Here is a 22439-nt window from a genome sequence, read left to right as displayed (position 1 = left end):
TTAAAACTGAATAGACATGTACAAATCCCTCACAATATTTATCTGCTTTCTTCTCATCACGGGAAATCTTGCTGCTCAAACGGCAAATACACTTTCTTCCAAAGAAAAACAGGAAGGATGGAAGCTACTTTTTTCAGGAAAGGATTTGAAAGGATGGCACGCGTATGGAGGAAAGGAAACAGGATCAGCCTGGAAAATAGAACAAGGTGCCTTAAAGCTGGATGTACCTGAACGGGCAGGTAATAAGGCTAAAAATGGTGGTGACATTGTAACCGACGACGAAATAACCGGAGACTTTGAATTTAAGGCCGACTGGAAAATAAGCAAGTACGCAAATAGCGGGATCTTTTTCTTTGTAAGCGAGTCTCCTCAAAATCCGAAAATGCACAGCACCGGATTGGAGCTTCAGGTTACAGATAATACTATTTACGAAGGCGCAAAGGAAAACACGCACCGTGCAGGAGATTTTTTCGGCATTGCAAATGCACGGCTAAGGGAAATCAATCCTGTCGGTGAGTGGAATCAGGTTCATTTCATTGTTAGGAACAATAAATTGACAGTTACACTGAATGGATTTATTGTTCAGGAACATGATATCGCAGGCGAAGATTGGAAAAAAAGATTGTCAGAGAGCAGCCTGGCCAAAGCTCCGATTGGCAGAGGAATTTATAAAGGCCGTATTGGGCTGCAGGATTGGGGTAGTACTGTTTGGTATCGAAATGTCAAGATACGTAAATTGTAATCTTGTAAATATCATATTTAAAATTTGTATGTGGCAGTTTGGTTTAACTTCTTAAAATGGCTGAAAATAGGTTTTTAGGTTGATTTAAAGTAAGTTAGCGCCTTAGGAGCCAAATTGCATATGGTAATTCACAGTTACAAATTTCGTTCTTTAATGCTATTGCTATTGCTTTCGGCTGTTTTTAGCCGGAAAGTGATAGCTCAGGATTTTGGAGAGTGTCAGAGATTACTGAAAGAATTGCTACCAGTATTTAACCAGTCTTTTGAAGAAAATAACCCTCAGCTGCTGAAAGATGATAGTTATCAACGGACACTTCATAAACTTCAGGCTTCTTATCTTAAATTTAACAAAGAAGATTATTCTGTTGAGGACTCTGTTCAGAGGATGAACAACGAAGCCGTGTTACTTGCTTTATCAGGAAACCATTCCAAAGCTTTACACATTATGGAGAACCTGAGCCTCTCAGACACGGATCCGCAATTACAGTATAACCGGGGGCTTTTTAATCTTTTGTCCAGGCGGTATAATGCAGCCAGAAACGATTTTGCTACATCTTCATTAAGTGCTGCAAAATTGAATACTCTTGTTGCATATGCCAGGGAAAAAAAGTATTCAGCGGCCAGGGACTTTGCTAATTCTTCATCAGGGAAACATCCGGGAGGTAAGTGGAATTATAATCTTGGGATGATCCATAAATTTAATGGTGATCTCGGAGAGGGGATCGATGAGATGACCGCGGCCATCAGGCAGAAAGATGAAGTAATGGCCTACCGCTTGCAGCGCGGTGATATGTTCATGAAGAACGGCAATGAAAAGAAGGCGGTGAAGGACTTTGAAAAAGTGGCCCGTAAACATACCAAAGCACAGATCCGTTATGCCAACGCTTTATTATCAATCAATCAGTTTGCCGAAGCCAGAGCTGTATTTGAAAAGTACCTGGAAACCGGTGAAAGAACATTTCGTGGAGAGGCATATCTGGGAATGGCACATGCCAACTATGGCCTGAGCAATATCAACGAAGCGTTACGGTATTACAGACTGGCATCTACCATGAAGCGAGAAACTGCGGCTTTATTATCAGGAATAGGAAATGTTCATTTATCCAGACACGAATACCAGTTTGCCTTTAATCAGTTTGACCGTGTTCTGAAAAAAGATACCAGCTATATGCCAGCTTACCTGGGAAGGGCTGTTGCTTATTACGGAATGGGAAAATATGATATGGCTCTTAAAGACTTCAAAAAAGCTGAAAAAGCCATGGATGAGAATAACAAATTCCATGCTGACCTATTTGTAACACGGGGTTTCGCATCCTATTATCTTCATAAGAGCAATGATGCCCAACAGGATTTTGCAAGAGCGATTCGTCTTGATGGGACGCGTTATGAAGCCCTTGCTGGTATGAGCAGCATTATGATCGACCAGAAAAAATATTCCGATGCAGGTACATTCCTGGCCAAGGCACTTCAGTATGAGCAGACTTACGATAAGATGTGGAGTAATTATGGAAATCTTCTGTTGCACTTCGACATGTTTAAAAAAGGATATCAGGTCTTTAAAAAGGCAGTAGCCCTTAATCCTGAGAATGTGAATGCTCAGAATGGTTGGGGCGTGGCACTTTTGGAGAACGATCAGCTGGATAAGTCAATGGCATTATTTGACAGCCTGATTAAAGAGTGTCCGGAGTTACCCTTTTTGCATAACAATCATGGTATTATTCAGGCGTATATCGGAAACAGGCATGAGCAGAAACATGAAGTCAATGAAGCTAACAGCAGATATGAAGGGGCATTTGCAGATTTCAAAAAAGCAATGGACTTTGCTCCTGCCCGAAAATTCTATCATGTCAATCAGGGCAATGTATATCGATATTGGCAGCAATACGATGAAGCAAAGATCAGCTATCAAACCTATCAGGACAAGAGTGCACTTAACAACACTGCCATCATGCTTGCGGGTCGCGAGATGATAAGAGATGCAAAATATTACTTGGGTGTTGCCATTCAAATTGATTCAATGCACAGGGTTTTTCAATACAATATGACAATCCTGGCAAAGGGAAAGCAGAAGGAAATGATGAAGCTGGTTGCCTCAAACGACAACAGCCCTTTCTCAGATATAGCTATCAAATACAGTCGGGATGGTTTTGTTACTATTTATCTTTATGATTATGAGTACGATAAACTGAATTTCGCGGGCAGGCATTTCATGCCTTTGCCGGCAGCCGAGTACAATGAAGATTATTTTATTCCTGAATACGATTTCAAATTGGTTCCCTATAGCAAAAAGAAGAACAAACCAATTAGAATAAAGAAAGCGAGGTGCAAAAGTCAGAAGGTAAATATGCCTGGGAGGAGGGGTAGATCGGGTACCAAGTGCCCTGTTTTTAAATAGTAGAAATACGAATGGGAATCTATTTCCATGATATGAGCTATTTTTTGCTCATATGTTGCATGTTTTCTACTACAGTATTAGTGAGTGAAGTTAGATAGTATGCTTTGCACCTCCATGAAACTGATCGGCTTATCCAGAAAATAGTCTGCACCGCGCTTAAACGCTTCTTCACGAAGATTTGTCATGGCGCTCATCATCACAATCTTGGTGCCAATATCCTTTGATGTTCTGTTCTTAATCCCTTCAATTTCATTGATCCCTCTTCCATCAGGGAGGTTGTTATCGATAAAAACACAGTCAGGTTTGAGTTCCTGAATGCATAATAACCCCTCTGACAATGTGGTAAATAGTTTAATTGTTGATGGTGCAATTGAGCTTAGCTGCTTCTCAAGGAAGTTGCGCATGAGTATCCCCAAATCTTTCTCATCTTCGATAATTATAATTGTCATGTTACTATCTAAAAAATACTTAAAATCTTTTGAGGGATATCTCGATGGTAAAAATCGGAACGGTAATAAAGTAACCATTTTAAAACAACCTTGCCACTATTGCATACGGTTCAGTAATTTCTATCCCGATATTTTCTGTAAAGACGTATCATAGCAAGTATGGGCAACCTGTGTTGATATTTTGTTCACCAAGGGGCAATTATGATACAATACGTGTACAAAATTCAGAGCTTATGAAATTGTGTGATATTGTAACTTATTGATTTTAAGTATATTGTTGAGCGGATGTTGTTTGGAACAGGTTTTTACGATTTATTCTCAACATTTAATTTTTAAATTATTAAACATAAGAATTATGGCTAGTAATAGAGCTTTCTTGGGAATTGTAACTGCAGCAGCAGTTGGTGCAGTGATCGGCTTACTTTTCGCTCCTGACGAAGGAAACAAAACAAGAAAAAAAATTAAGAAGAAAACCAACAGTCTGGCAGGCGATCTGATTGATGCGCTTGAAAAAAGTAAAGAGAAGGCTGTAAAAGTAGCTGATGAAGCAAAAGAGCAGGGAGAACACTATAAAGACAAAGCAATAGATGCTGCCGAGGATTACATTGATGACGCTAATAAAGAGATTAATAAATATAACTAAGTCAGCAAATCAGCTGTGATTCCTTCGAAAGCATGAAAAAGAAACCTGTTAAAATGGATTTTGTATCCGGACCTTTAAATAGTGCCGGTAAATATGTGAAGGAATTGATGACATCAGGAGTTGATGGCATAGCTGGTAAAAGTATGGAACTTGGTGTGGGGGCAATACTGGCTAAAACGGCTTTAAAGAGATTGCCTCCACCATTGAATATTGTTGCTCCAATAGTTGTTGAAAAAGTAATGATGAAATATGGAGTCGACGGAGGTCGGGAGGTTTTGCTGGCCGGATTAAAATGGATCAAGAAAGTAACAGACGAGGAACCTGTTAAACAGGAATTGATATAGTGCTCCGCTAAACTCATGCGTATTATAAAACAGGCTACCCTAACCCTCCGAAACCGGAGGGTTTTGTTGTATTGTATAGCCTTCAGATTTATTAACGGTAATTAATACGCAATTCTCTCGTTTGCGATGCTCGTTTGGATAACAGTGAGGGAAGATTGGTAGTGTTCTTCGGAATCCGTGGCAGTACGGCAAGAGATTTGTTTATGTATATCGTATCTCTGAAAAAATAAGAAACTGTCTGTCAGATAAGTCATTTTCTCAAGGCCTGATGGGATATCTTTCAAGGCTAGAATAACTTTTTGTATGAGACTCACTTTTTCAGTAAGATAATATGAGTTGTTTGTCAATCTTGTGATAACTAGATGACAATCCAGCGATTAACAACAATGATATGCCAGCAGAGAATTTGGTAAACCAGAAAAATTCCTGTTACGTCATGGTTCCTGAAAGTTTATGAAGGGCTACATTCGTTCGCTTTTCTTTCAGGAAGTAAGTTTATTTAATCCTGAATTTTATACTCAGAGTGTGGAAATATGTACGCAATGATAGACAAAATGTCGTTTGCTTTAGTATTGATAAAATAAAGAGTAGTAAATTTAAAATGATATAATGATTCTCTACTTAACAGAGGTGACAGTTCATTTTGAAGATACTCACTTGCAGATTCATCAGAATCGATCAATAGAATTTAAATTTTACCCTTGACTGCAATATGCAAAGACAAACGCAGACGCAACGACAGACACTTAAGTACTCGCCACTGCAAATTCAGATGCTTAATTTATTGCATTTGACTACAATGGAACTGGAACAAAGAATAAAAGAGGAGTTGGAAGAAAACCCTGTTCTGGAAGAAGGCAAAGAGGAGAGTACAGCAGAAGAAACAACTGATGAATTTTCCGATCCGGATGATGTAGGTGGTGGTGATGATGATTCTGGAGGAGTACAGGATTATTATGACTGGGATGAATTCCGGGATGACGATATACCTGATTACAAAACGTACGCCAATAACCAATCACCTGATAACGAGTTGTATACAAGACCGATGGTGGAATCCATTGGCTTCAGAGATGATCTGAAACAACAGGTGCATTTTTTGAGGTTGGATGATCGTCAGCAACTTATAGCAGATTTTGTTCTGGATTCTTTGGACGAGGATGGCTTTTTGAGACGAGAAAGTGATGTAATTGCAGATGACATTTCCTTTGCTAACAGTATGTTTATTGATGGAGAGGAAGTGTCTCAGATACTCAGAATTATTCAGCAATTAGATCCTCCCGGGATCGCTGCCCGTGATCTGAAAGAATGTCTCCAGATACAGTTAGGACGATTAGATAATCAGGATAATACCTGGAAAATTGCCTGTCGGATCGTTACTGATACATTTGATGAACTAGGGTCTCGCAATTATGACAAGATTATGCGGGTACTCGGAATAGACGAAGAGTCGCTAAAAAAAGCTATTCAGCTGATTACGACGCTTAATCCTAAACCTGCTTCCGGTCTTCGTAATGATACCCTTGTCAATGAGAGTATTAAACCTGACTTTATGTTGAGGTATACAGAGGACGGTGAGATAGAAGTGCAGCTGACATGGGGTAATAGTCCCGCCTTGAAACTCAATAAGCTGTTCACACAAATGGCGGAACAAAAGAATGATAAGGCAACAAATCAGTTCCTCAAGAATAAAATGAATTCTGCAAAGTGGTTCATAGATGCTATCAAGCAGCGAGAAAATACAATGCTGAATACCCTGAGAGCCATTGTCAAACTTCAGTATGATTATTTCCAATCTGGTGATATCAAAAAGCTGAGACCTATGATTCTCAAGGACGTCGCGGAGATTATTTTCATGGATATTTCTACCGTTTCTAGGGTAACTACGAATAAGTATGTACAAACCCCATTTGGTATTGTATTGCTAAAAGATCTGTTTACCGAAGGGGTAACGAACGAAGACGGCACGGAGGTTTCTAACCGTGAAATACAGGAAGCAATCCGTGAAATTACTGAGGCAGAAGATAAAAGACATCCATATAACGATCAGCAAATCACTGATTTATTGTCGGAAAAAGGCTACTCGGTAGCAAGGCGCACTGTTGCCAAATACCGTGAGCAATTAAACATTCCGACAGCAAGACTAAGAGTAACCATATAATAATCAAAGCCCTTACCTGGCATGAAAAAAATTGTTGTTGTTGATGATGAGGCGGATATTTGCTTCCTTTTGAAGAGGTTTTTGTCTAAAAATGATTTTATAGTTGAAACTGCACAGAACGGAAAAGATGGCCTGGCTTTAATTGAGTCGGTGTCTCCGGACCTTGTGATGACCGATTTCAGATTGGGCGATATTACGGGAACCGATCTGTTAACTGCTATCAAGTCCAAAAGACCACATGTACCTGTCCTGATCATAACAGGATATTCGGACATTAAAGTGGCTGTGAATGTCATGAAACTGGGCGCTTACGATTACATTACGAAGCCTCTTTTTCCGGATGAGATTCTGGTGACAGTGAAGAAAGCAATTGCCGACGCGGAAAATGCTAAGAACGAACAGCAGGAATATACCGTAGTAGAGACAAACGCGCAGGATGCACCTTCCAAACCTGCACGCCGCGGATATTCTAAATCCAAGTCGGGTTATGTATTAGGTAACAGCGACGTTTCCGACAATCTTTTCAAACAGGTGGATTTGGTTGCTCCAACCAATTTCAGTGTAATCATTTACGGTGAAAGCGGATCGGGGAAGGAAGCCATTGCTCAGGAAATTCATAATCGTTCTAGACGTAAGGATATGCCTTTTGTTGCGATGGACTGCGGTGCTATTTCTAAGGAGTTGGCAGGTAGTGAACTTTTTGGACATGAAAAGGGATCTTTTACAGGTGCGTTACAAACGAAAATCGGGCATTTTGAAATGGCCAATGGTGGTACACTGTTTCTAGATGAAGTTTCTAATCTATCGTACGAGATCCAGGTTGCATTACTGAGGGTTGTTCAGGAACGTAAAATGCGTCGTATAGGAGGTTCCAAGGAGATCGATCTGGATGTGCGGATCATCGTGGCGAGTAATGAAAGATTACTTGAAGCTGCGAAAAACGGTAAATTCCGCGAAGATCTTTATTATCGATTCAACGAATTTACCATTGAAGTTCCTGCGCTCCGCAACAGAAAAGATGATTTGATGCTGTTCGCTAATACATTCCTTCAATCTACCAATATTGAACTTAATAAGAATGTACAGGGGTTCTCAGACGAAGTAGTAGACGATTTCCTCAATTACTCATGGCCGGGAAACCTTCGTGAGCTCAAAAATGTAATCAAACGTTCTACGCTATTGTCGGACGGTGACATGATAGAGGAGAAAGCATTGCCTTTCGAAATTGTCAATTACCGTAAGCTGAAAGATATGGACGACGAGCCAACTGTTTTTTCATCCGTAGTTCCTGTAAGTAACACGGTTGATGCGGAGACAGATGATACCAAGCCAAGTCTTAAGACAGTGGCGAACGAAGCTGAGTATGATATGATCATGCAGGTACTTCGCGATGTGAATTTCAATAAGAGTAAAGCAGCGCGTTTACTGAATATCGATAGAAAAACGCTTTACAATAAAATGAAGCAGTTCGATATTTAATACACAGGACATTCTTGTGAGAGTGTATATACGTAGGATAAGAGTTTATTAAATATTGATGTTTTTCAAAACAACTACAATACTATTAAGGATGATTCATAGTTTCAGGCAAGTCGTTAGAATCCCACTTGCCTGAAACATATCATACACTCGTCTTTTAAGCAAAGTATTTGAACAGGTCAGTGGTTTATATACTGCAACTTTTCTTCAGTCGTCTCATGACTTTGAATGCAGAGAATTTGCAATGAAGATTGAGCTGCTTGAAAATCCGCACTCATTTAAATGTGTTAAAACCAGTGACACAAGTGCACCAGGATAGGTCTCATTTCCAGGCGTAACGGATGCCGGGTGTTTTAAAGTTTAAGTCGCCAATGAGGCAGAATAAATGGTTTTTATGGAAAGGATTACTCCTCCAATTTTAGAAATGAACAGCAAGCTGATTACAGTCCTATTGGTTGACGATGATGAAGATGATTACTTCCTCACCAGAGCCTATTTCCAGGATTTGGTACACTGGAAATTTGATATTACCTGGTGCTCAACCTACAAAAATGCCTTAGAGCAAATCAGATCAAACAAATATGACTTGTATATGTTTGATTATTTACTTGGTGAAAATACGGGTATAGATCTTATTCAGGAAGCTTGCGGCATGGAATGCGAGGAGCCCATGATATTGCTTACCGGAAAAGGGGATACAAAAATCGCAGTGGAAGCACTGAGACTTGGAGCTGCTGATTACCTGATTAAAAGTGAACTGGATTCAGAAAAACTGGAACGAAGTATTCGATATGCACTGGAACGGACATCGGTTCTTAAAGCTTTGAAACACAGTGAGCGCCGTTACAGAAGGGTTTTCGAAGAATCAAAAGATTTTCTTTTCATCAGTGATCTGGATGGGAATATACTGGACTTTAACACATCTGCATGTGAACTGACTGGCTATGCGGTTGAAGAGCTCCGGGGTTACAACATACTCGACCTAATAGAAGAACCGGATTTTAGAAAACAGTGGGATGCTATAGAGCAACAAACTATCCATGATTTTGAGGTACGTTTGGTAGCCAAGGATAATGAAAAAAGATATTGTTTATTCTCTGCATCTCTGGAAGTGGATGATGGGAACTTATATGTACAGGGTAGGATCTATGATATGACTGCCCGTAAGCAATCGGAAAGGGAGCGATTGTTTTCTGAGAAAATGGCAGTTACCGGAAGGCTTGTGCGCATGTTGGCGCATGAGGTGAGAAATCCGCTTACTAACGTGAATCTTTCTGCCGAACAATTGGAAATGGAGCTTGTGGATGAAGATCAGAAGTTCTACACACAGATTATTAAGCGAAACTGCACACGGATCAACGATTTGATTACACAATTGCTGCAACCTTCCAGCTCTGCTGATATAGAGTTAGTGGAAAGTTCCGTAAATAAGGTGCTGGATGAGGCAATTACTACAGCATACGACCGCGTTCAGTTAAAACGGATTCAGGTGTTGAGTCAGTACAATGATGCAGATTTTGTATTGCCATTGAATGCGGTCTCTCTCCAAATGGCTTTCCTAAACCTGATTACCAACGCTATTGAAGCAATGGAAGAGGATAAAGGTGTACTACAAATCAGCTCAAGAAATGTAGGTGATACTTTTCAGGTGATATTTGCCGATAATGGATCAGGTATCAGTGAAGAAAATATAGATAAGATCTTTGAGCCTTACTTTACCGGAAAGAATAATGGCATGGGAATTGGCCTGGCCACAACCATGAGCATCATTCATGCACATCATGCTCGTATTGATGTCAAATCGGAAGTAGGTGTCGGGACGACTTTTACGATTAGCTTTTCAGGGAAGTAATTCAAAAATACACACTGCCTGACTTTAATAAGGTAAAGGAACTGCTCTGGCTTACAGGGCAGTTCCTTTGTTTTAATTAAACGGAATCAAATGGCCAGTCTCTTTTTTCTGTTAAAGAAACCATATACAATCGGGAAGATAAGCAGAGTTAAAACCGTTGCTGTTATCAATCCACCGATTACCACAATCGCCAGTGGTTTCTGTGTTTCGGACCCAATTCCGGTAGATGTGGCTGCAGGCAACAAACCGATGGCAGCCATCAACGCGGTCATAATTACTGGTCTGATCCTCGATTTCACACCTTCCCGAATCGCCTGATCCAGAGTCATTTTTTCAGATAGATTTTTATTAAACACTGAAATAAGAATAACCCCGTTCTGAACACATAAGCCAAAGAGTGCGATAAAGCCGACACCCGCTGAAATGCCAAAGTTCATATGTGTTACATGTAAAGCAAGTATACCGCCTATGAGAGCAAAAGGTACGTTCACCAGTACGAGTCCTGCGTCTTTGGCATTGTTGAACATGATAAATAGCAGAATAAATATCCCTACAAGACTGATAGGGACTACCTGCCCCAAACGAGCCGTAGCACGTACCTGATTCTCAAATTCTCCTGACCAATTTACAGAGTAGCCTTTTGGTAGTGATTTTAAAAGTGGCTTTACGCGTTGTTGTGCGTCCGCAATAGTACTTCCCAGGTCGCGCTCCCGCACCGAGAACTTCACACCGATAAACCTTTTGTTATTATCACGGTATACAAACGCAGGTCCGGTAATGGTTCTGATGGAGGAAATCTCTTTCAATGGAATCTTACCGCCGGTTATGGTGGGAACCATCAGCTGTTGTATATCATCTACGCTCTTTCTGTATTGTTCTTCATAACGTAGTCTGATATCGAATTTACGTTCTCCTTCGTACAGAATAGAGGCTGTTTTTCCACCAATAGCCATTTCTATTACCGCTTGTACGTCGGCAGTGCTTACTCCGTACTGGGCCATTTTATGATCGTGTAAAATGACACTTACCTCGGGCTGGCCTATATTTCGGAGTATACCCACATCCTTTATTCCTGGTACGTCCTTAATGGCTTCGAGTACTTCGTTAGCCTTTGTATTCAGCGTTTCAAGGTCATCTCCATATATTTTAACCGCATTACTTGCGTTCATTCCGGCTACAGCTTCAGCGACATTGTCAATAATTGGTTGGGAATAGTTGTAATTGATACCCTGAAATTCCTTCAGTTTTGTATCCATTTCCTCAATCAACTGATCTTGAGTTATTTTCCTGGTCCATTCGTCTTTTGGCTTCAGGTTTACCTGCATTTGTACGTAGTAAAAACCCGATGGATCCGTTCCGTCATTAGAGCGCCCGGTTTGAGAAAGAACGCCATTGACTTCCGGAAATTCGTTGAGTTTGGCCCTTAGTATTGTAACCATTTTGATAGTTTCATTCAAAGAGCTACTCATTGGCATTTTTGCTTCCACCCAAAGCGCGCCTTCATTTAGTGTTGGAAGGAATTCCGTTCCCAATAGGGTGGAGGAGAAAAGGCTTAGTCCCATGAAAACGGAAGCAAAAAGCACACTCACTTTTTTATGTCCGTAACACCATTCAAAACCTTTGGTAACTGCATTGTCAAAAAAACGGACAATGGGATTACTTTTCTCACGCACGTTCTTATTCAGTAAATAAGAGCATAGGACCGGAACAAGTGTGAGGGTATACAGCAATGCTCCGAGCAAAGCAAAACCAAGTGTGTAGGCCAGAGGTGTAAACATCTTGCCTTCTACCTTTTGAAAACTGAAAATAGGTATAAGGGCGGTAATGATGATCAGCTTGGAGAAGAATATAGCTTTACCCAGTTCACCGCCGGTTCGCTTGATGAGTCCCATTTTGGAAAGCTTGTTGAAACGTTGCATTCCGTTCTTGTGCGCAAGATGATCCAGAGCGACAAAGATTCCTTCCACCATGACTACTGCTCCGTCAATAATGATTCCGAAGTCAATAGCTCCCATGGAAAGCAGGTTTGCTGACATGCCTTTCATTTTAAGGCACATAAAGGCGAAGAGCAAAGCGAGCGGGATAATGATCGAAACAATGACAGTGGTACGCCAATCCGCCATAAAGAGAAATACAATCACCGTTACCAGTACGATCCCTTCAATCAGGTTGTGTTTTACGGTATGAGCGCAGAATTCAATCAGATTGTCCCGGTCATAAAACGTTACCATTTTTACATCCGGGGGCAATATTTTAGTATTCAACTCTTCGACTTTATCCTTGATCAACGCCAGTACTGCACTCGGATTTTCACCTTTTCGCTGTACTACAATTCCCTCAACAACATCGTCATTTTCGTCTAAACCTACCTGTCCTACACGCGGCATGTCGGATTCTTTTACCACCGCCACATCACGTACAAGAATCGGATTTTCATTCACATATTCTACAATGATGTTTTCGATATCAGGAATGGATGTTAATAATCCGATACCACGTACTACATACGCCTGGCCGTTTTTCTCAATTACATCACCGCCGACGTTGATATTACTCTTCGTTACAGCCTGATAAACTTCCAGCGGCGTAATATTGTATTTGACAAGATTAGTAGGATTTACCTGCACCTCGTATATTTTTTCCCGACCGCCGAAGGCAACAACGTCGGCAACACCTGGTATACTTCTTAGCTGTCGGTCTATGACCCAGCTTTGCAGTGTAAGCAACTCCCTGCTGTCACGGTCTTTACTTTTTAGTGTATATCTGAAGATTTCACCAGTTGGTCCATACGGAGGCTGCACATCTGGTTCTACTCCTTCGGGTAAGGAAATATTACGCAGCTGATTATTGACCTGCTGTCGGGCGAAAAAGTCCTCTACGTGATCGTCAAATATGATTTTGATAATACTGAGGCCGAACATAGTCGTACTGCGGACGTTGGTCTTTTGCTGCACGGAGTTCATCGCAACCTCTATAGGGACAGTCACGAAGCGCTCTATTTCTTCTGCGCTCCTGCCATTCCATTGCGTCACGATGATAATCTGTGTATTGGTGACGTCAGGAAATGCTTCCAGAGGCGTATCACGGTAGCTGACAATTCCTGCTACGATAAGCAAGCCTGTCATGAAAAAAATGAAGAAGCGGTTTTTAAGAGAAAAACCTACGATTCCCCGAATGAATTTATTCATCGAAATAATGATAGAATGAGTGAATGATAGAATGAGTGACTGAGAAAATGATTGAATGAGAAAAATTTGAAGAATGATGATTTTTGCTGTTGGGTCTATTCATTCATTCTCTCATTCAAAATCCACTCATCAATCATTCAGTGCATCGTATACAAGCAGCTGATTTCTGGAAATGATCACATCACCGTCTTTTAATCCACTGCTGATGTATGTACGGTTAGCCAGAGAGCGATATACTTCCACAGCCCTGGTCTCTATATTCGAACGGCCGTGAAACACCATCACCCAGTTTTTACTACGATCGAAGATCACCGCTTGTGATGGAATGGCCTGCATCTGATTGCTTTCTTCAAAATTGAGATACACGGTAGCATGCATTTCAGGTTTGAGCTTGAAACCAACATTTTGCAGCTGAATCCTGATTTTCATCGTCTTCGTTTCAGGATCAAGTACGTTGTAAATCTTATCCACTTTTCCTTTGAAAATCTGATCGGGGAATGAGATGGTTTTTACATCTGCTGTCATGCCCAATTGTACCCTTGGTATGTCACTCTCATTTACGTTAGCCAAGACCCACACATCTTCAATTTGCCCCACTGTGAAAAGACTTTCTGAATTGTCGGAACGTAGCTGCATCCCGCGATTCACATTCTTGTTGATAATAAATCCGCTGATAGGTGATTTGATGGTATAGTTGGTAGATTTTCCTATCCCATATATGGAAAATATTTCCTTTACCCGTTTTAGCTCAGCCTGCGCTTTATCCACCATTTGCCGGGCAGTTATTGCATCTCTTTCAGGTACCAGCTTACTTTCGTAGAGGTCTTCAGTGGACGAGAGGTTTTTCTGAGCGATCAGCAAATCAGACTGCGCCTGTATCATTTGTCTTTCAAAATCTGCTACTTCCCCTGACCGGATAGTGGCCAGCTTCTGTCCTTTTACTACATTATCACCCAGTTCCACGTTTACGTCCTCTACATTTCCACCTACAAGTGGAAAAATTTTAATGACTTTGTTTTCGTCCGGGACCACTTTCCCTACAAGCGTAAGTTCGTTCCGTACAATTTCCGTTTTTACAGTGTCAAGGGTGATACGGCTCATCATGGTGTCGGAAAGCATAAATGCTTTTGCCTCTTCCGGAGCTTCCTGTTTTTTGCTACAGGAAATGTTCCAAATGACAATTGAGGTGAGCAGGGTTATTGAAATTGATTTTTTCATTGTATTGTCTTTATGAGGAATGTCTTGATTTGAACATAATTAGTTGAAGAGCTCTTCTCCGACCACAAAATTGAGCTCCTCGTACACCTTGATCCGGTCTGCCTGAAGGCGGTTGAATTGGCGGGTGCTTTCATTGTAGGTTTCGATGAAATCAATGAATTCGAGCAGTGAAATATTCTGTTTCCGGAAATTGTCGTAAATACCTTTATTCAATAATTCGAATTGTTCAGTAAACCGGCCTTCTACACTCTGATAAGCATTTTCAGCGATGTTGACTTTTTGCAGAGCTGCATCTACTTCGTTGCCAATACTGTTTTCTTTTGCTTTTTCAGCGGTTTTAAAGTAGCTGATATTGCTTTTGGCTGCCCGGATATTTCCCTGGTTGCGATTGAAAAAAGGCAGGTCCATGGTGGCTGAAACACCGAAGTAGTTATCAGTGTAGTTACTTGCCTGATCATATACGGCACCAAGTTGCAGGTTCGGTTTAGCGAGGGCTTTTTGCAAAGTATAGTTCAGCTCCGCCTGTTTGGAAGAGGATTGTGCCACTTTCAGATCTGCTCTGCTTTGAATGGCTTTATCTTTCAATGTCACAATATCATAATTGCGGATTTGATAGCGGTTGATATCCTGATTACTCACAACAGCTTTGATCGGAAGCTCCGTGTTGAGATAGGTACGGAGATCGCGCTGATTTTCGGACAATTCGAAAAGTATATCAGCACGATCATTCGTAAGCTGAAACAGAAGGGCTTTCAGACGTACGACTTCTTTCAGTGATACGTTGTTTCTGCTGTATTCTTTGTCGAAAGCGGTGATGGTAGTACGTAACGTTGCAATTTGATTATCAAGACGTACTATAGTTTGTTCAAGAAAATAGGTTTCGAAGAACAATTGTCTCAAATCAAATTTTAATGTTCTGATCAGATTATAAAACTGAAATTCACTCTTACGGGTCGATTCTACATCCAGTGCTACCTGCTTGTTGCGCTTGCCTGCTCGGGTGATCATTTGCTGGATGCTTATCGCTTTCTGACCGTTTCTTCCCACATCCAGAAATCCACGGGAGGGATTGTAAGCACTTAGCTCAACGCTTAAAGATGGGTTATCCCATAGTTTGTCCTGAATTTCAAGGGATTTTGCAATATCGATCTGATATTTCTCCGCAAGCAGTTCAAGATTATTTTGGAGAAAAAGGCTGTCGGTCTGATGAATCGAAAGCCGTAATGTGTCCTGTGCCTGCAAGGTGCTGCACAATAGGATAAAAAAACCAACAAGGTAAATTCGCATATTTTCTGTTTTAGAATATGCGATATTCCGACATCAGTATTACAACAGCCTTAAATTAACTTTAGAAAAACATTAGAAAGTCAGATGTGAAAAAGTTGCACGGTGAAGGAACTGCCTTTCCCTGGCTCGCTTTCTACGGAGAGCTGTCCTTTATGCAGCTCCACAATTCGCTGACAAATGGATAGACCAATACCAAAACCAGGTAAGTCGCTGGTTAGAGCCGATCGGTAGAACGGATTGAAAATGTGAGGTAGGTCGTCTGCGCTGATACCGTAACCATCATCTCTAACTGTTACATTACAATAGGTTTCATTCGTGTCAATCAATATTCTGGCTTCATGATTTTCTGAGTATTTACAGGCATTATCAATCAAATTAAGAAATACTCTTTTCAGTAATTCTTCATTTCCTTCTATAACGGTTTCTCTTTCATTTTCCGGAATAGAGGTGTAATCGATACTAACTTTATAATGTGGTGAAGTCTTCAAAACCTCTTCTTTGGCCAGGAATACCAAGTCCTCAACGCGTACCTGTAACATTTTCATCTTCTCTATATTCTCCATAGAGCGCGCAAGAAAAAGCAGATTATTGGTAATGCTGATCAGTCTTTCCGTATCAGAGAAAAGATTGTCAAAAACTTCTTCCAGGTCGGGGTCATTTTTCAGGAAGCGCTGCCCCAGCTGAATTTCAGATTTCAGAGCTGCGAGAGGTGTGCGGAGCTCATGAGAAGCGTGTGATACAAAGCTTTTTTGTTGTTCGAAAGCCTGATTGAGGCGGTGCAGTACGGTGTTAAAGTTAATAGCAAGTTGGGCAATTTCATCTTTTCTATTGCCTTCGTCCAGCTTTTGAGAAAGATTTTGAGCTGTGATCAATGAAATCTGGTCGTTAATACTGCTGATGGGCCTGAGTGAATTTCCGGCAAAATAGAAACCCAGCCCCACCGTGATGACAATGCCTACAACCAGTCCCCAGGTGAGTGTTTTGATGAGATTGTCCTGTTTGCTTTTTCCGAATTTGTCGAAAGCAGAAGCAAGTACAACCAGCGGTTCTGCTCCTTCTGTATACAGCAGGCCAATTACTTCACTTTCTCCCTGCACAAATTCGATGCTTTTTTTCTCGCGAATTTCCTGCAAAAGATTTGCGTGATAGGTAAGGAGCTTATCATCCACACTGGAATAAACCAGATCATTTTTTGAATTAAAGATCAGTACCTTTTCATCCAGCATTTCTGTGAGTGTATTCTCATCGATTACTTTCAGCAGATCTTTGTCAATGCCGTGTACTTTCACAAGCAATCTGCAGGTTGTTCTGGCTTTACTTCTGAGCCGGTCAAAAAACTCTTCCTGCCGGAACGTGGATGATACGGAATAAACCACCACTGAGAATACAAATAACAAAGCCGCAACCAACAGGGTAAACTGTATCGCAATTCTTTCCTTGATCTTCACAGGCGGTTTAGTTTGAAGGGTTTTTATTCTTCTTTCAGGATATAGCCAAGGCCGGGACGGGTATGAATGAGCTTGGCGCTAAAATCTTTGTCTACTTTCTTACGCAGATAATTGATATAAACTTCCACTACATTGGTTCCGGGATCAAAATTGAGATGCCAGACATGCTCAGCAAGATCCATTTTGGAAATAACCCGTCCACGATTTATCAGAAAATATTCTAACAGAGCAAATTCTTTCGCCGTGAGTTCAATAGATTTGCCTGCCCTCACAACCTCTTTGGTGGTCAGGTTCATCACCAAATCGGCAATTTTTAATGTTTTATTGACCGTTTCAGGATTTCTGATTTCCGAAAGTCTCAATGCTGCATGAATTCTTGCAAGCAGTTCTCTGAAGTCAAATGGCTTGACTATATAGTCGTCCGCACCGCGTCCCAATCCTTCTACTTTATCTTCTATTTCACCATAAGCAGTGAGCATGATGATTGGAATTGCGGGCTTATATAGTCTGATCTGTTGACAAACCTCAAATCCACGCATACCAGGAAGATTTACATCCAGCAATATCAGATCAAATTTCTTGTCCAATGCCATTTGTTTTCCGGTAATTCCATCCTGCGCTATTTCTGCTTCAAAATGCTCTGACACCAACCCGCGATAGATATTCTGCGCAATGCGTTTGTCGTCCTCAATGATCAGTATTTTTCTCATTTTGTGCTAAATCGGGTTGATGGCTAAGGTAGGGTTATAAAAGTTTCAAAGCCTGGTCAAGATCGGCAATCAGGAAATCGGCATCTTCAAATCCTACATACATCCGTGCCATACGATGTCGTTCATTGGTCGGGTCAAAATTGTCAGGGCCTATTCCGGCTGCTTGCGGCAAGATAAGTGATTCATGGCCACCCCAGGATACAGCTACAAGGAAGTGTTTCAATGCATAAGTGAATTTCTCAATCTGCGTATAGGAATCTGATTTGAGGACAATGGTAAAAAGTCCGCATGCCCCGGTCATCTGTTTTTTTGCCAGTTCCCGCTGGGGAAAGTCATCACTGAACGGAAACAATACTTTGTCAATTTTTGGATGCGTATTTAGAAAGGCAATGACCTTGTTGGTCGTCTTCGTGATATGTGCTAGTCGCATAGGCAATGTACGAAGTCCCCGCAGGATAAGCCATGCATTGAATGGAGAAATCCCGGAACCGTTGTTGAGCAGCTGTTCAAAGAAAATCCTCTGCAGCATATCTTCTTTTCCTGTTAAAACACCTGCAACTGTATCGCTATGTCCACCCAAGTATTTGGTAGCAGATTGAAGGCTCAGATCAATACCCAGCGCCAATGGCTTCTGATATAGTGGAGTACAATAGCTGTTATCCAAAATAGTGATGATGCCGTGACGCTTGGCAAGCTTAGCTACTGCTTCCAGGTCCTGAAGATCGAAAGTAAGTGAGTTGGGTGACTCGAGATAAATAATCCGCGTTTCCGGCCGAATGGCTTTTTCAAAGTTCTTGATATCTGTTCCGTCAATGTAGGTAGTGGTAACGCCAAATCGTGGAAGGAGATTGTCAAACATCCGGGACGCCCAGCTGTAAGGTCTATCGACAGATATAATATGATCTCCGGTTTTAACATTTGCCATCACAGAACAGAAAATAGCTGAAGCACCGCTGTTGAATACAAGCGCATCTTCGGCTCCGTCAAGCGCAGCCAGTTTTTTTCTTAGTATCTCAATGGTCGGATTTTTTCCGCGGGAGTAGAGGTAGGCAGAGTTTTCGTCTTCAAATGCTTTTCGTATATCTTCAAATGAATCGAAAACAAAATTACTGGATTGCACAATGGGAGGAGCAACGGCATTAAAATAAAGGCTTCGGTCTTCTCCCAGCTCATTCAGTATATGAGATATTTCCATGGTTTAGGTTAAGGTTTTTTAGAGTCTGCCTGATCGGGCAACAGTGTATCTATGGGTGCCTGAGCAACGATTCCGGTATCGAGTGAATGTATAATTGCCTTATTGCTATGAGCGAAATAACATGTATCAATTCCATGGCTGGTTATATTCTTAATATGCTGCGAGGTCTCAGGTTTGCTTCTTGTTCGGGTCTGCCGAATATAGACGGCACGTATGTTTTTTGGAAACTCATTACATATTTTATCATAAATCTCAGGGTCTTTTTGAGAATCGTCTCCTAATAGAATGAACTGTAATTCGGGATAAAAGCCCACAATATTTTGGATTTTGCGCAATTTGTGGTCGTGCGAACCTGCTCCTGTCATGACGAAATCGTCTAAGCCGGATTTTATTTTCTTTAATTTTAGTATCGCTTTTGGTAAGCCATTCAATTCCGCAAATTTGACAATCATATCATACAGATTCCATTCACTGCTCGATACATAAAAGAAGATGTTATTTTCTTTATGTGGATGTACGCGACTCGCATATGACAACAGCTGATAATGTTTCACCACATCATCAAAAGGTTTCCTTGCCTGTACATTTCTTGCCAGCAATACAAAAAGCTTTCTGAAAGACCTTCTACTGTGTGATATCAGGAAAGTATCATCTATGTCAGATATAATGCCGTAGGAGCTTTGATACGGTATAAAAAATTCTTCTGTACCAGTAGCTACATATCTTTTACCATCAATTTCATCGTCAATGGAAACAGAATATTGGTGCCATCCGCCATTCAGTTCCTCCGGAAGTGGCACCTGGAACCTGAAGTATCCGTCTTCTTCTGTTATTGCCTCCGCAGTTACAGAGCCGGCATGGAGCTTAACTCTTAAATTGGGAATGGTTTTTATTGAAAACAGCTGTAGGATTGTTCTTGCATAACGAAAGCCTTTTCTTGTATATTTATGATCTCCGGAAGGATACTTTTTTACAACATGTCCATAAACAACCAGTTCTTTTTTATTAGCATACCCCCGGTATAATTTAATATCACATCGTTTCATACACCACATTTTACGCATTTACAAGTCACTAATTTAGACATTATGTTTTCAGAACGAAAGGTTTTGTTGGTTGTTAACCCTATATCGGGCGATTTAGATAAGAATGAGATTTTTGATGCGGTCATCAACAGAACTACTCAAGAAGGCATAGATCTGCGGATTTATACTACCACCGGAAATCAGGATGACCAGATAATCAGGGAGATGGTGGAGAACCTGAAACCAGAAAAAGTGATTGCAGCCGGTGGAGACGGAACCATCTCGCTGGTAGCTCAGGCCATCCATGACCTTAATGTAACTTTATGCATTATTCCTGCAGGATCTGCCAATGGCCTGTCCGTTGACTTCGGAATCCCGGCAAATCTGGAGGAAGCTGTTGATATTGCTTTTGGCGAAAATCAGATAGGAATAGACGCTGTGAGTATTAATGGAGAAATCAGTTTGCATCTGAGCGATATAGGACTAAATGCACTTCTGGTTAAAAATTACGAAAATGGTGAGACAAGAGGGAAAATGGGTTATGCGCGCGAGATGTTAAAGACGCTCAGTGAACATGAGAACTTCAATGTCAGGATTACAACGAGTGCGGAAACATTTGAAACGGAAGCGTTGATTGTGATCATTGCTAATGCCCAGAAATACGGTACAGGGGTAAATATCAATCCACAAGGTGATATGTCCGATGGATTTTATGAATTGGTGATTGCCAAAAAGCTGGATTTTATTGAAACAGCTAAGATTCTCACAGGTAACACGGATCTTAATCCAGAGATTATGAAAATTATCTCAGTTGAGCAGGCCACGATTGAATGTCTGGATAGGGAAGTTTATTTTCAGATTGATGGAGAATATAAAGGTCAGGTGAGAAAACTTGAAACGCATGTTCTGAAAAACTATATCACAGTTGCTGTGCCACCCCGGTCTGTATGATCTGCGAGCCGGTCTGTACTGCGAAGCCGAACTGAACGGACCTTGCCTTAACTGGTTTCACCGTTCAGCCTGGATACACCATGCAGACCGGGGTGCGCAAGCCAGAATATTATCCAGTACTGAATCAGTAGTACGTTGACCGGAATGCCTTTTCCGGTCATTCTCAATTAATTTTATTTGCTTTCATGAAATCAGTTGTAACGCTTGTTCTCTGCACGTTTATAGTGGGAAGTGCATGGGCACAAACACAGGAATTATGTCAGGGTAAATACTTTACTGAAGAGCAGGGTAAAGCATTTTTGGAAAATTATCCTGCGACTACAAAGGCTGCATGGGAGGCAAGGTCGGTAGCCATAAAGAATCAGATCGTGAAGGGTATGCAGCTGGAAAATTTGCCGGCCAGACCTACTTCAGCTCCGATCATTCACAGCAAACGGATCATGGATGGTTACACAATTGAAAACGTAGCTTTTCAGAGTATCGAAGGAATTTATGTAACAGGAAATTTATACAGACCACTGAAAAAACAGAAATCATATGCAGCTGTTCTGTGTCCGCATGGACATGGAGAAAACCCTCATGGGCGATTTCGGGAACAAACCCAGAAACGCTGTGCTACTTTGGCCAGGATGGGAGCTATTGTATTTGTCTGGGATATGGTAGGGCAGGGAGATTCGAGGCAATGCGAGCACAAAATGCCCAAAGCACTTAAATTACAGACGATTAATGCGATCAGAGCACTCGACTTTATTTCGTCATTACCAGAGGTGGATAAGCAACGGATAGCAGTTACAGGGGAATCGGGTGGAGGAACGCAAACGTTCCTGCTCACAGCGCTGGACGAGCGTGTAAAAGTGTCCGTCCCGGCAGTGATGGTATCTTCCTATTTTTTCGGAGGCTGCGTTTGTGAAAGTGGTATGCCAATTCACAAAAATGGAACACATCAAACCAATAATGTAGAAATCGCTGCTTTGGCTGCTCCACGGCCCATGCTGCTGATCTCTGACGGGGACGACTGGACCAAGCACACGCCGGAAGTGGAATTTCCGCATATCAGGTCTATTTATAAGCTCTATGGAAAATCTGATCAGGTTCAGAATATACATTTGCCAGATGAGAAGCACGATTATGGGCCTTCGAAGAGACAGGCTATGTATGCATTTCTGGCAAAGCAGCTCAAACTGGATTTGAAATCTGTAACAAATGCTTTAGGAAAAGTGGATGAAACGGCTTCAAAATTACTTGATCAGAAAGAACTTGAAGTTTTTAATGCGCAATATCCAAGACCTGCGAATGCGGTTATGGGTGATGAAAAAGTAATGGAGTTGTTGTAGGATTTAGCTTTGGTATTTT

General features: G+C 41.2%; 17 protein-coding genes. 9 read left to right on the top strand and 8 right to left on the bottom strand.

Going from position 1 to position 22439, the window contains the following annotated elements; genetic code table 11:
* Positions 1–16: 16 nt before the first annotated feature.
* Positions 17–742 carry a 3-keto-disaccharide hydrolase gene (locus tag AC1XUE_RS08435; protein WP_483355496.1) on the top strand — a complete coding sequence of 242 codons (726 nt, stop codon included), beginning with the start codon at positions 17–19 and terminating at the stop codon, positions 740–742.
* A 153-nt stretch (positions 743–895) separates the two neighbouring features.
* Positions 896–3136 (top strand): tetratricopeptide repeat protein, encoded by a 2241-nt coding sequence (locus tag AC1XUE_RS08430; RefSeq protein ID WP_483355495.1) that lies wholly within the window; start codon positions 896–898, stop codon positions 3134–3136.
* A gap of 77 nt (positions 3137–3213) precedes the next feature.
* Here AC1XUE_RS08430 and AC1XUE_RS08425 read toward each other — a convergent pair whose 3' ends face one another.
* Entirely contained in the window at positions 3214–3585 is a 372-nt protein-coding gene (locus AC1XUE_RS08425) for a response regulator (RefSeq protein WP_483355494.1), read from the bottom strand.
* 355 nt (positions 3586–3940) lie between these two features.
* On the opposite strand from AC1XUE_RS08425, the gene AC1XUE_RS08420 reads away from it, so the two are divergent.
* The 5 genes from AC1XUE_RS08420 (at position 3941) to AC1XUE_RS08400 (ending at position 10064) form a co-directional block, all read left to right on the top strand.
* Positions 3941–4228 (top strand): YtxH domain-containing protein, encoded by a 288-nt coding sequence (locus AC1XUE_RS08420; RefSeq protein WP_483355493.1) that lies wholly within the window; start codon positions 3941–3943, stop codon positions 4226–4228.
* Between the two features lie 32 nt (positions 4229–4260).
* The gene (locus tag AC1XUE_RS08415) at positions 4261–4572 is read left to right on the top strand and encodes a hypothetical protein (RefSeq protein ID WP_483355492.1); all 312 of its coding nucleotides are present in this window, start codon (positions 4261–4263) and stop codon (positions 4570–4572) included.
* Positions 4573–5284: 712 nt separating this feature from the next.
* Positions 5285–6733: an RNA polymerase factor sigma-54 gene (gene rpoN, locus AC1XUE_RS08410; RefSeq protein WP_483355491.1), complete on the top strand. Its 1449-nt coding sequence runs from the start codon at positions 5285–5287 to the stop codon at positions 6731–6733.
* Positions 6734–6754: 21 nt separating this feature from the next.
* Positions 6755–8212: a sigma-54-dependent transcriptional regulator gene (locus AC1XUE_RS08405; protein WP_483355490.1), complete on the top strand. Its 1458-nt coding sequence runs from the start codon at positions 6755–6757 to the stop codon at positions 8210–8212.
* A gap of 394 nt (positions 8213–8606) precedes the next feature.
* A complete protein-coding gene (locus AC1XUE_RS08400; RefSeq protein ID WP_483355489.1) occupies positions 8607–10064 on the top strand; it encodes a two-component system sensor histidine kinase NtrB in 1458 nt (485 codons plus the stop codon).
* 86 nt (positions 10065–10150) lie between these two features.
* On the opposite strand, the gene AC1XUE_RS08395 is transcribed toward AC1XUE_RS08400, so the two are convergent.
* The 7 genes from AC1XUE_RS08395 to AC1XUE_RS08365 all read right to left on the bottom strand — a co-directional run bounded on the left by AC1XUE_RS08395 (position 10151) and on the right by AC1XUE_RS08365 (position 20156).
* Positions 10151–13252: an efflux RND transporter permease subunit gene (locus AC1XUE_RS08395; RefSeq protein WP_483355488.1), complete on the bottom strand. Its 3102-nt coding sequence runs from the start codon at positions 13250–13252 to the stop codon at positions 10151–10153.
* Between the two features lie 129 nt (positions 13253–13381).
* The gene (locus tag AC1XUE_RS08390; RefSeq protein ID WP_483355487.1) at positions 13382–14470 is read right to left on the bottom strand and encodes an efflux RND transporter periplasmic adaptor subunit; all 1089 of its coding nucleotides are present in this window, start codon (positions 14468–14470) and stop codon (positions 13382–13384) included.
* A 39-nt stretch (positions 14471–14509) separates the two neighbouring features.
* Complete coding sequence (locus AC1XUE_RS08385; RefSeq protein ID WP_483355486.1) at positions 14510–15757, bottom strand: TolC family protein; 1248 nt, start codon at positions 15755–15757, stop codon at positions 14510–14512.
* 80 nt (positions 15758–15837) lie between these two features.
* On the bottom strand, positions 15838–17205 hold the full coding sequence (locus tag AC1XUE_RS08380; protein WP_483355485.1) for a sensor histidine kinase: 1368 nt from the start codon (positions 17203–17205) through the stop codon (positions 15838–15840).
* A gap of 23 nt (positions 17206–17228) precedes the next feature.
* Entirely contained in the window at positions 17229–17915 is a 687-nt protein-coding gene (locus AC1XUE_RS08375) for a response regulator transcription factor (protein WP_483355484.1), read from the bottom strand.
* A 34-nt stretch (positions 17916–17949) separates the two neighbouring features.
* Positions 17950–19110 carry a trans-sulfuration enzyme family protein gene (locus tag AC1XUE_RS08370; RefSeq protein ID WP_483355483.1) on the bottom strand — a complete coding sequence of 387 codons (1161 nt, stop codon included), beginning with the start codon at positions 19108–19110 and terminating at the stop codon, positions 17950–17952.
* Positions 19111–19118: 8 nt separating this feature from the next.
* On the bottom strand, positions 19119–20156 hold the full coding sequence (locus AC1XUE_RS08365) for an App1 family protein (RefSeq protein WP_483355482.1): 1038 nt from the start codon (positions 20154–20156) through the stop codon (positions 19119–19121).
* Positions 20157–20198: 42 nt separating this feature from the next.
* Between AC1XUE_RS08365 and AC1XUE_RS08360 the strand changes: the two genes are divergently transcribed.
* Both AC1XUE_RS08360 and AC1XUE_RS08355 read left to right on the top strand, forming a co-directional pair.
* Positions 20199–21086, top strand: a complete 888-nt coding sequence (locus tag AC1XUE_RS08360) for a diacylglycerol/lipid kinase family protein (RefSeq protein ID WP_483355481.1) — start codon at positions 20199–20201, stop codon at positions 21084–21086.
* A gap of 185 nt (positions 21087–21271) precedes the next feature.
* Complete coding sequence (locus AC1XUE_RS08355; protein WP_483355480.1) at positions 21272–22420, top strand: alpha/beta hydrolase family protein; 1149 nt, start codon at positions 21272–21274, stop codon at positions 22418–22420.
* The last annotated feature ends 19 nt before the right edge of the window (positions 22421–22439 follow it).

The sequence above is a fragment of the Dyadobacter sp. HNCC25DJ187 genome, from assembly GCF_056895255.1.
Note: the sequence above shows the minus strand (reverse complement) of the source record. Positions and strands in the feature narration are given on the sequence as shown.

Coding starts and splice junctions, on each gene's coding strand:
- AC1XUE_RS08435 (WP_483355496.1), top strand. CDS start 17: ATGTACAAATCCCTCACAATATTTATCTGCTTTCTTCTCATCACGGGA.
- AC1XUE_RS08370 (WP_483355483.1), bottom strand. CDS start 19,110: ATGGAAATATCTCATATACTGAATGAGCTGGGAGAAGACCGAAGCCTT.
- AC1XUE_RS08375 (WP_483355484.1), bottom strand. CDS start 17,915: ATGAGAAAAATACTGATCATTGAGGACGACAAACGCATTGCGCAGAAT.
- rpoN (WP_483355491.1), top strand. CDS start 5,285: ATGCAAAGACAAACGCAGACGCAACGACAGACACTTAAGTACTCGCCA.
- AC1XUE_RS08430 (WP_483355495.1), top strand. CDS start 896: ATGCTATTGCTATTGCTTTCGGCTGTTTTTAGCCGGAAAGTGATAGCT.
- AC1XUE_RS08425 (WP_483355494.1), bottom strand. CDS start 3,585: ATGACAATTATAATTATCGAAGATGAGAAAGATTTGGGGATACTCATG.
- AC1XUE_RS08365 (WP_483355482.1), bottom strand. CDS start 20,156: ATGAAACGATGTGATATTAAATTATACCGGGGGTATGCTAATAAAAAA.
- AC1XUE_RS08405 (WP_483355490.1), top strand. CDS start 6,755: ATGAAAAAAATTGTTGTTGTTGATGATGAGGCGGATATTTGCTTCCTT.
- AC1XUE_RS08400 (WP_483355489.1), top strand. CDS start 8,607: ATGGAAAGGATTACTCCTCCAATTTTAGAAATGAACAGCAAGCTGATT.
- AC1XUE_RS08420 (WP_483355493.1), top strand. CDS start 3,941: ATGGCTAGTAATAGAGCTTTCTTGGGAATTGTAACTGCAGCAGCAGTT.
- AC1XUE_RS08390 (WP_483355487.1), bottom strand. CDS start 14,470: ATGAAAAAATCAATTTCAATAACCCTGCTCACCTCAATTGTCATTTGG.
- AC1XUE_RS08395 (WP_483355488.1), bottom strand. CDS start 13,252: ATGAATAAATTCATTCGGGGAATCGTAGGTTTTTCTCTTAAAAACCGC.
- AC1XUE_RS08415 (WP_483355492.1), top strand. CDS start 4,261: ATGAAAAAGAAACCTGTTAAAATGGATTTTGTATCCGGACCTTTAAAT.
- AC1XUE_RS08360 (WP_483355481.1), top strand. CDS start 20,199: ATGTTTTCAGAACGAAAGGTTTTGTTGGTTGTTAACCCTATATCGGGC.
- AC1XUE_RS08385 (WP_483355486.1), bottom strand. CDS start 15,757: ATGCGAATTTACCTTGTTGGTTTTTTTATCCTATTGTGCAGCACCTTG.
- AC1XUE_RS08355 (WP_483355480.1), top strand. CDS start 21,272: ATGAAATCAGTTGTAACGCTTGTTCTCTGCACGTTTATAGTGGGAAGT.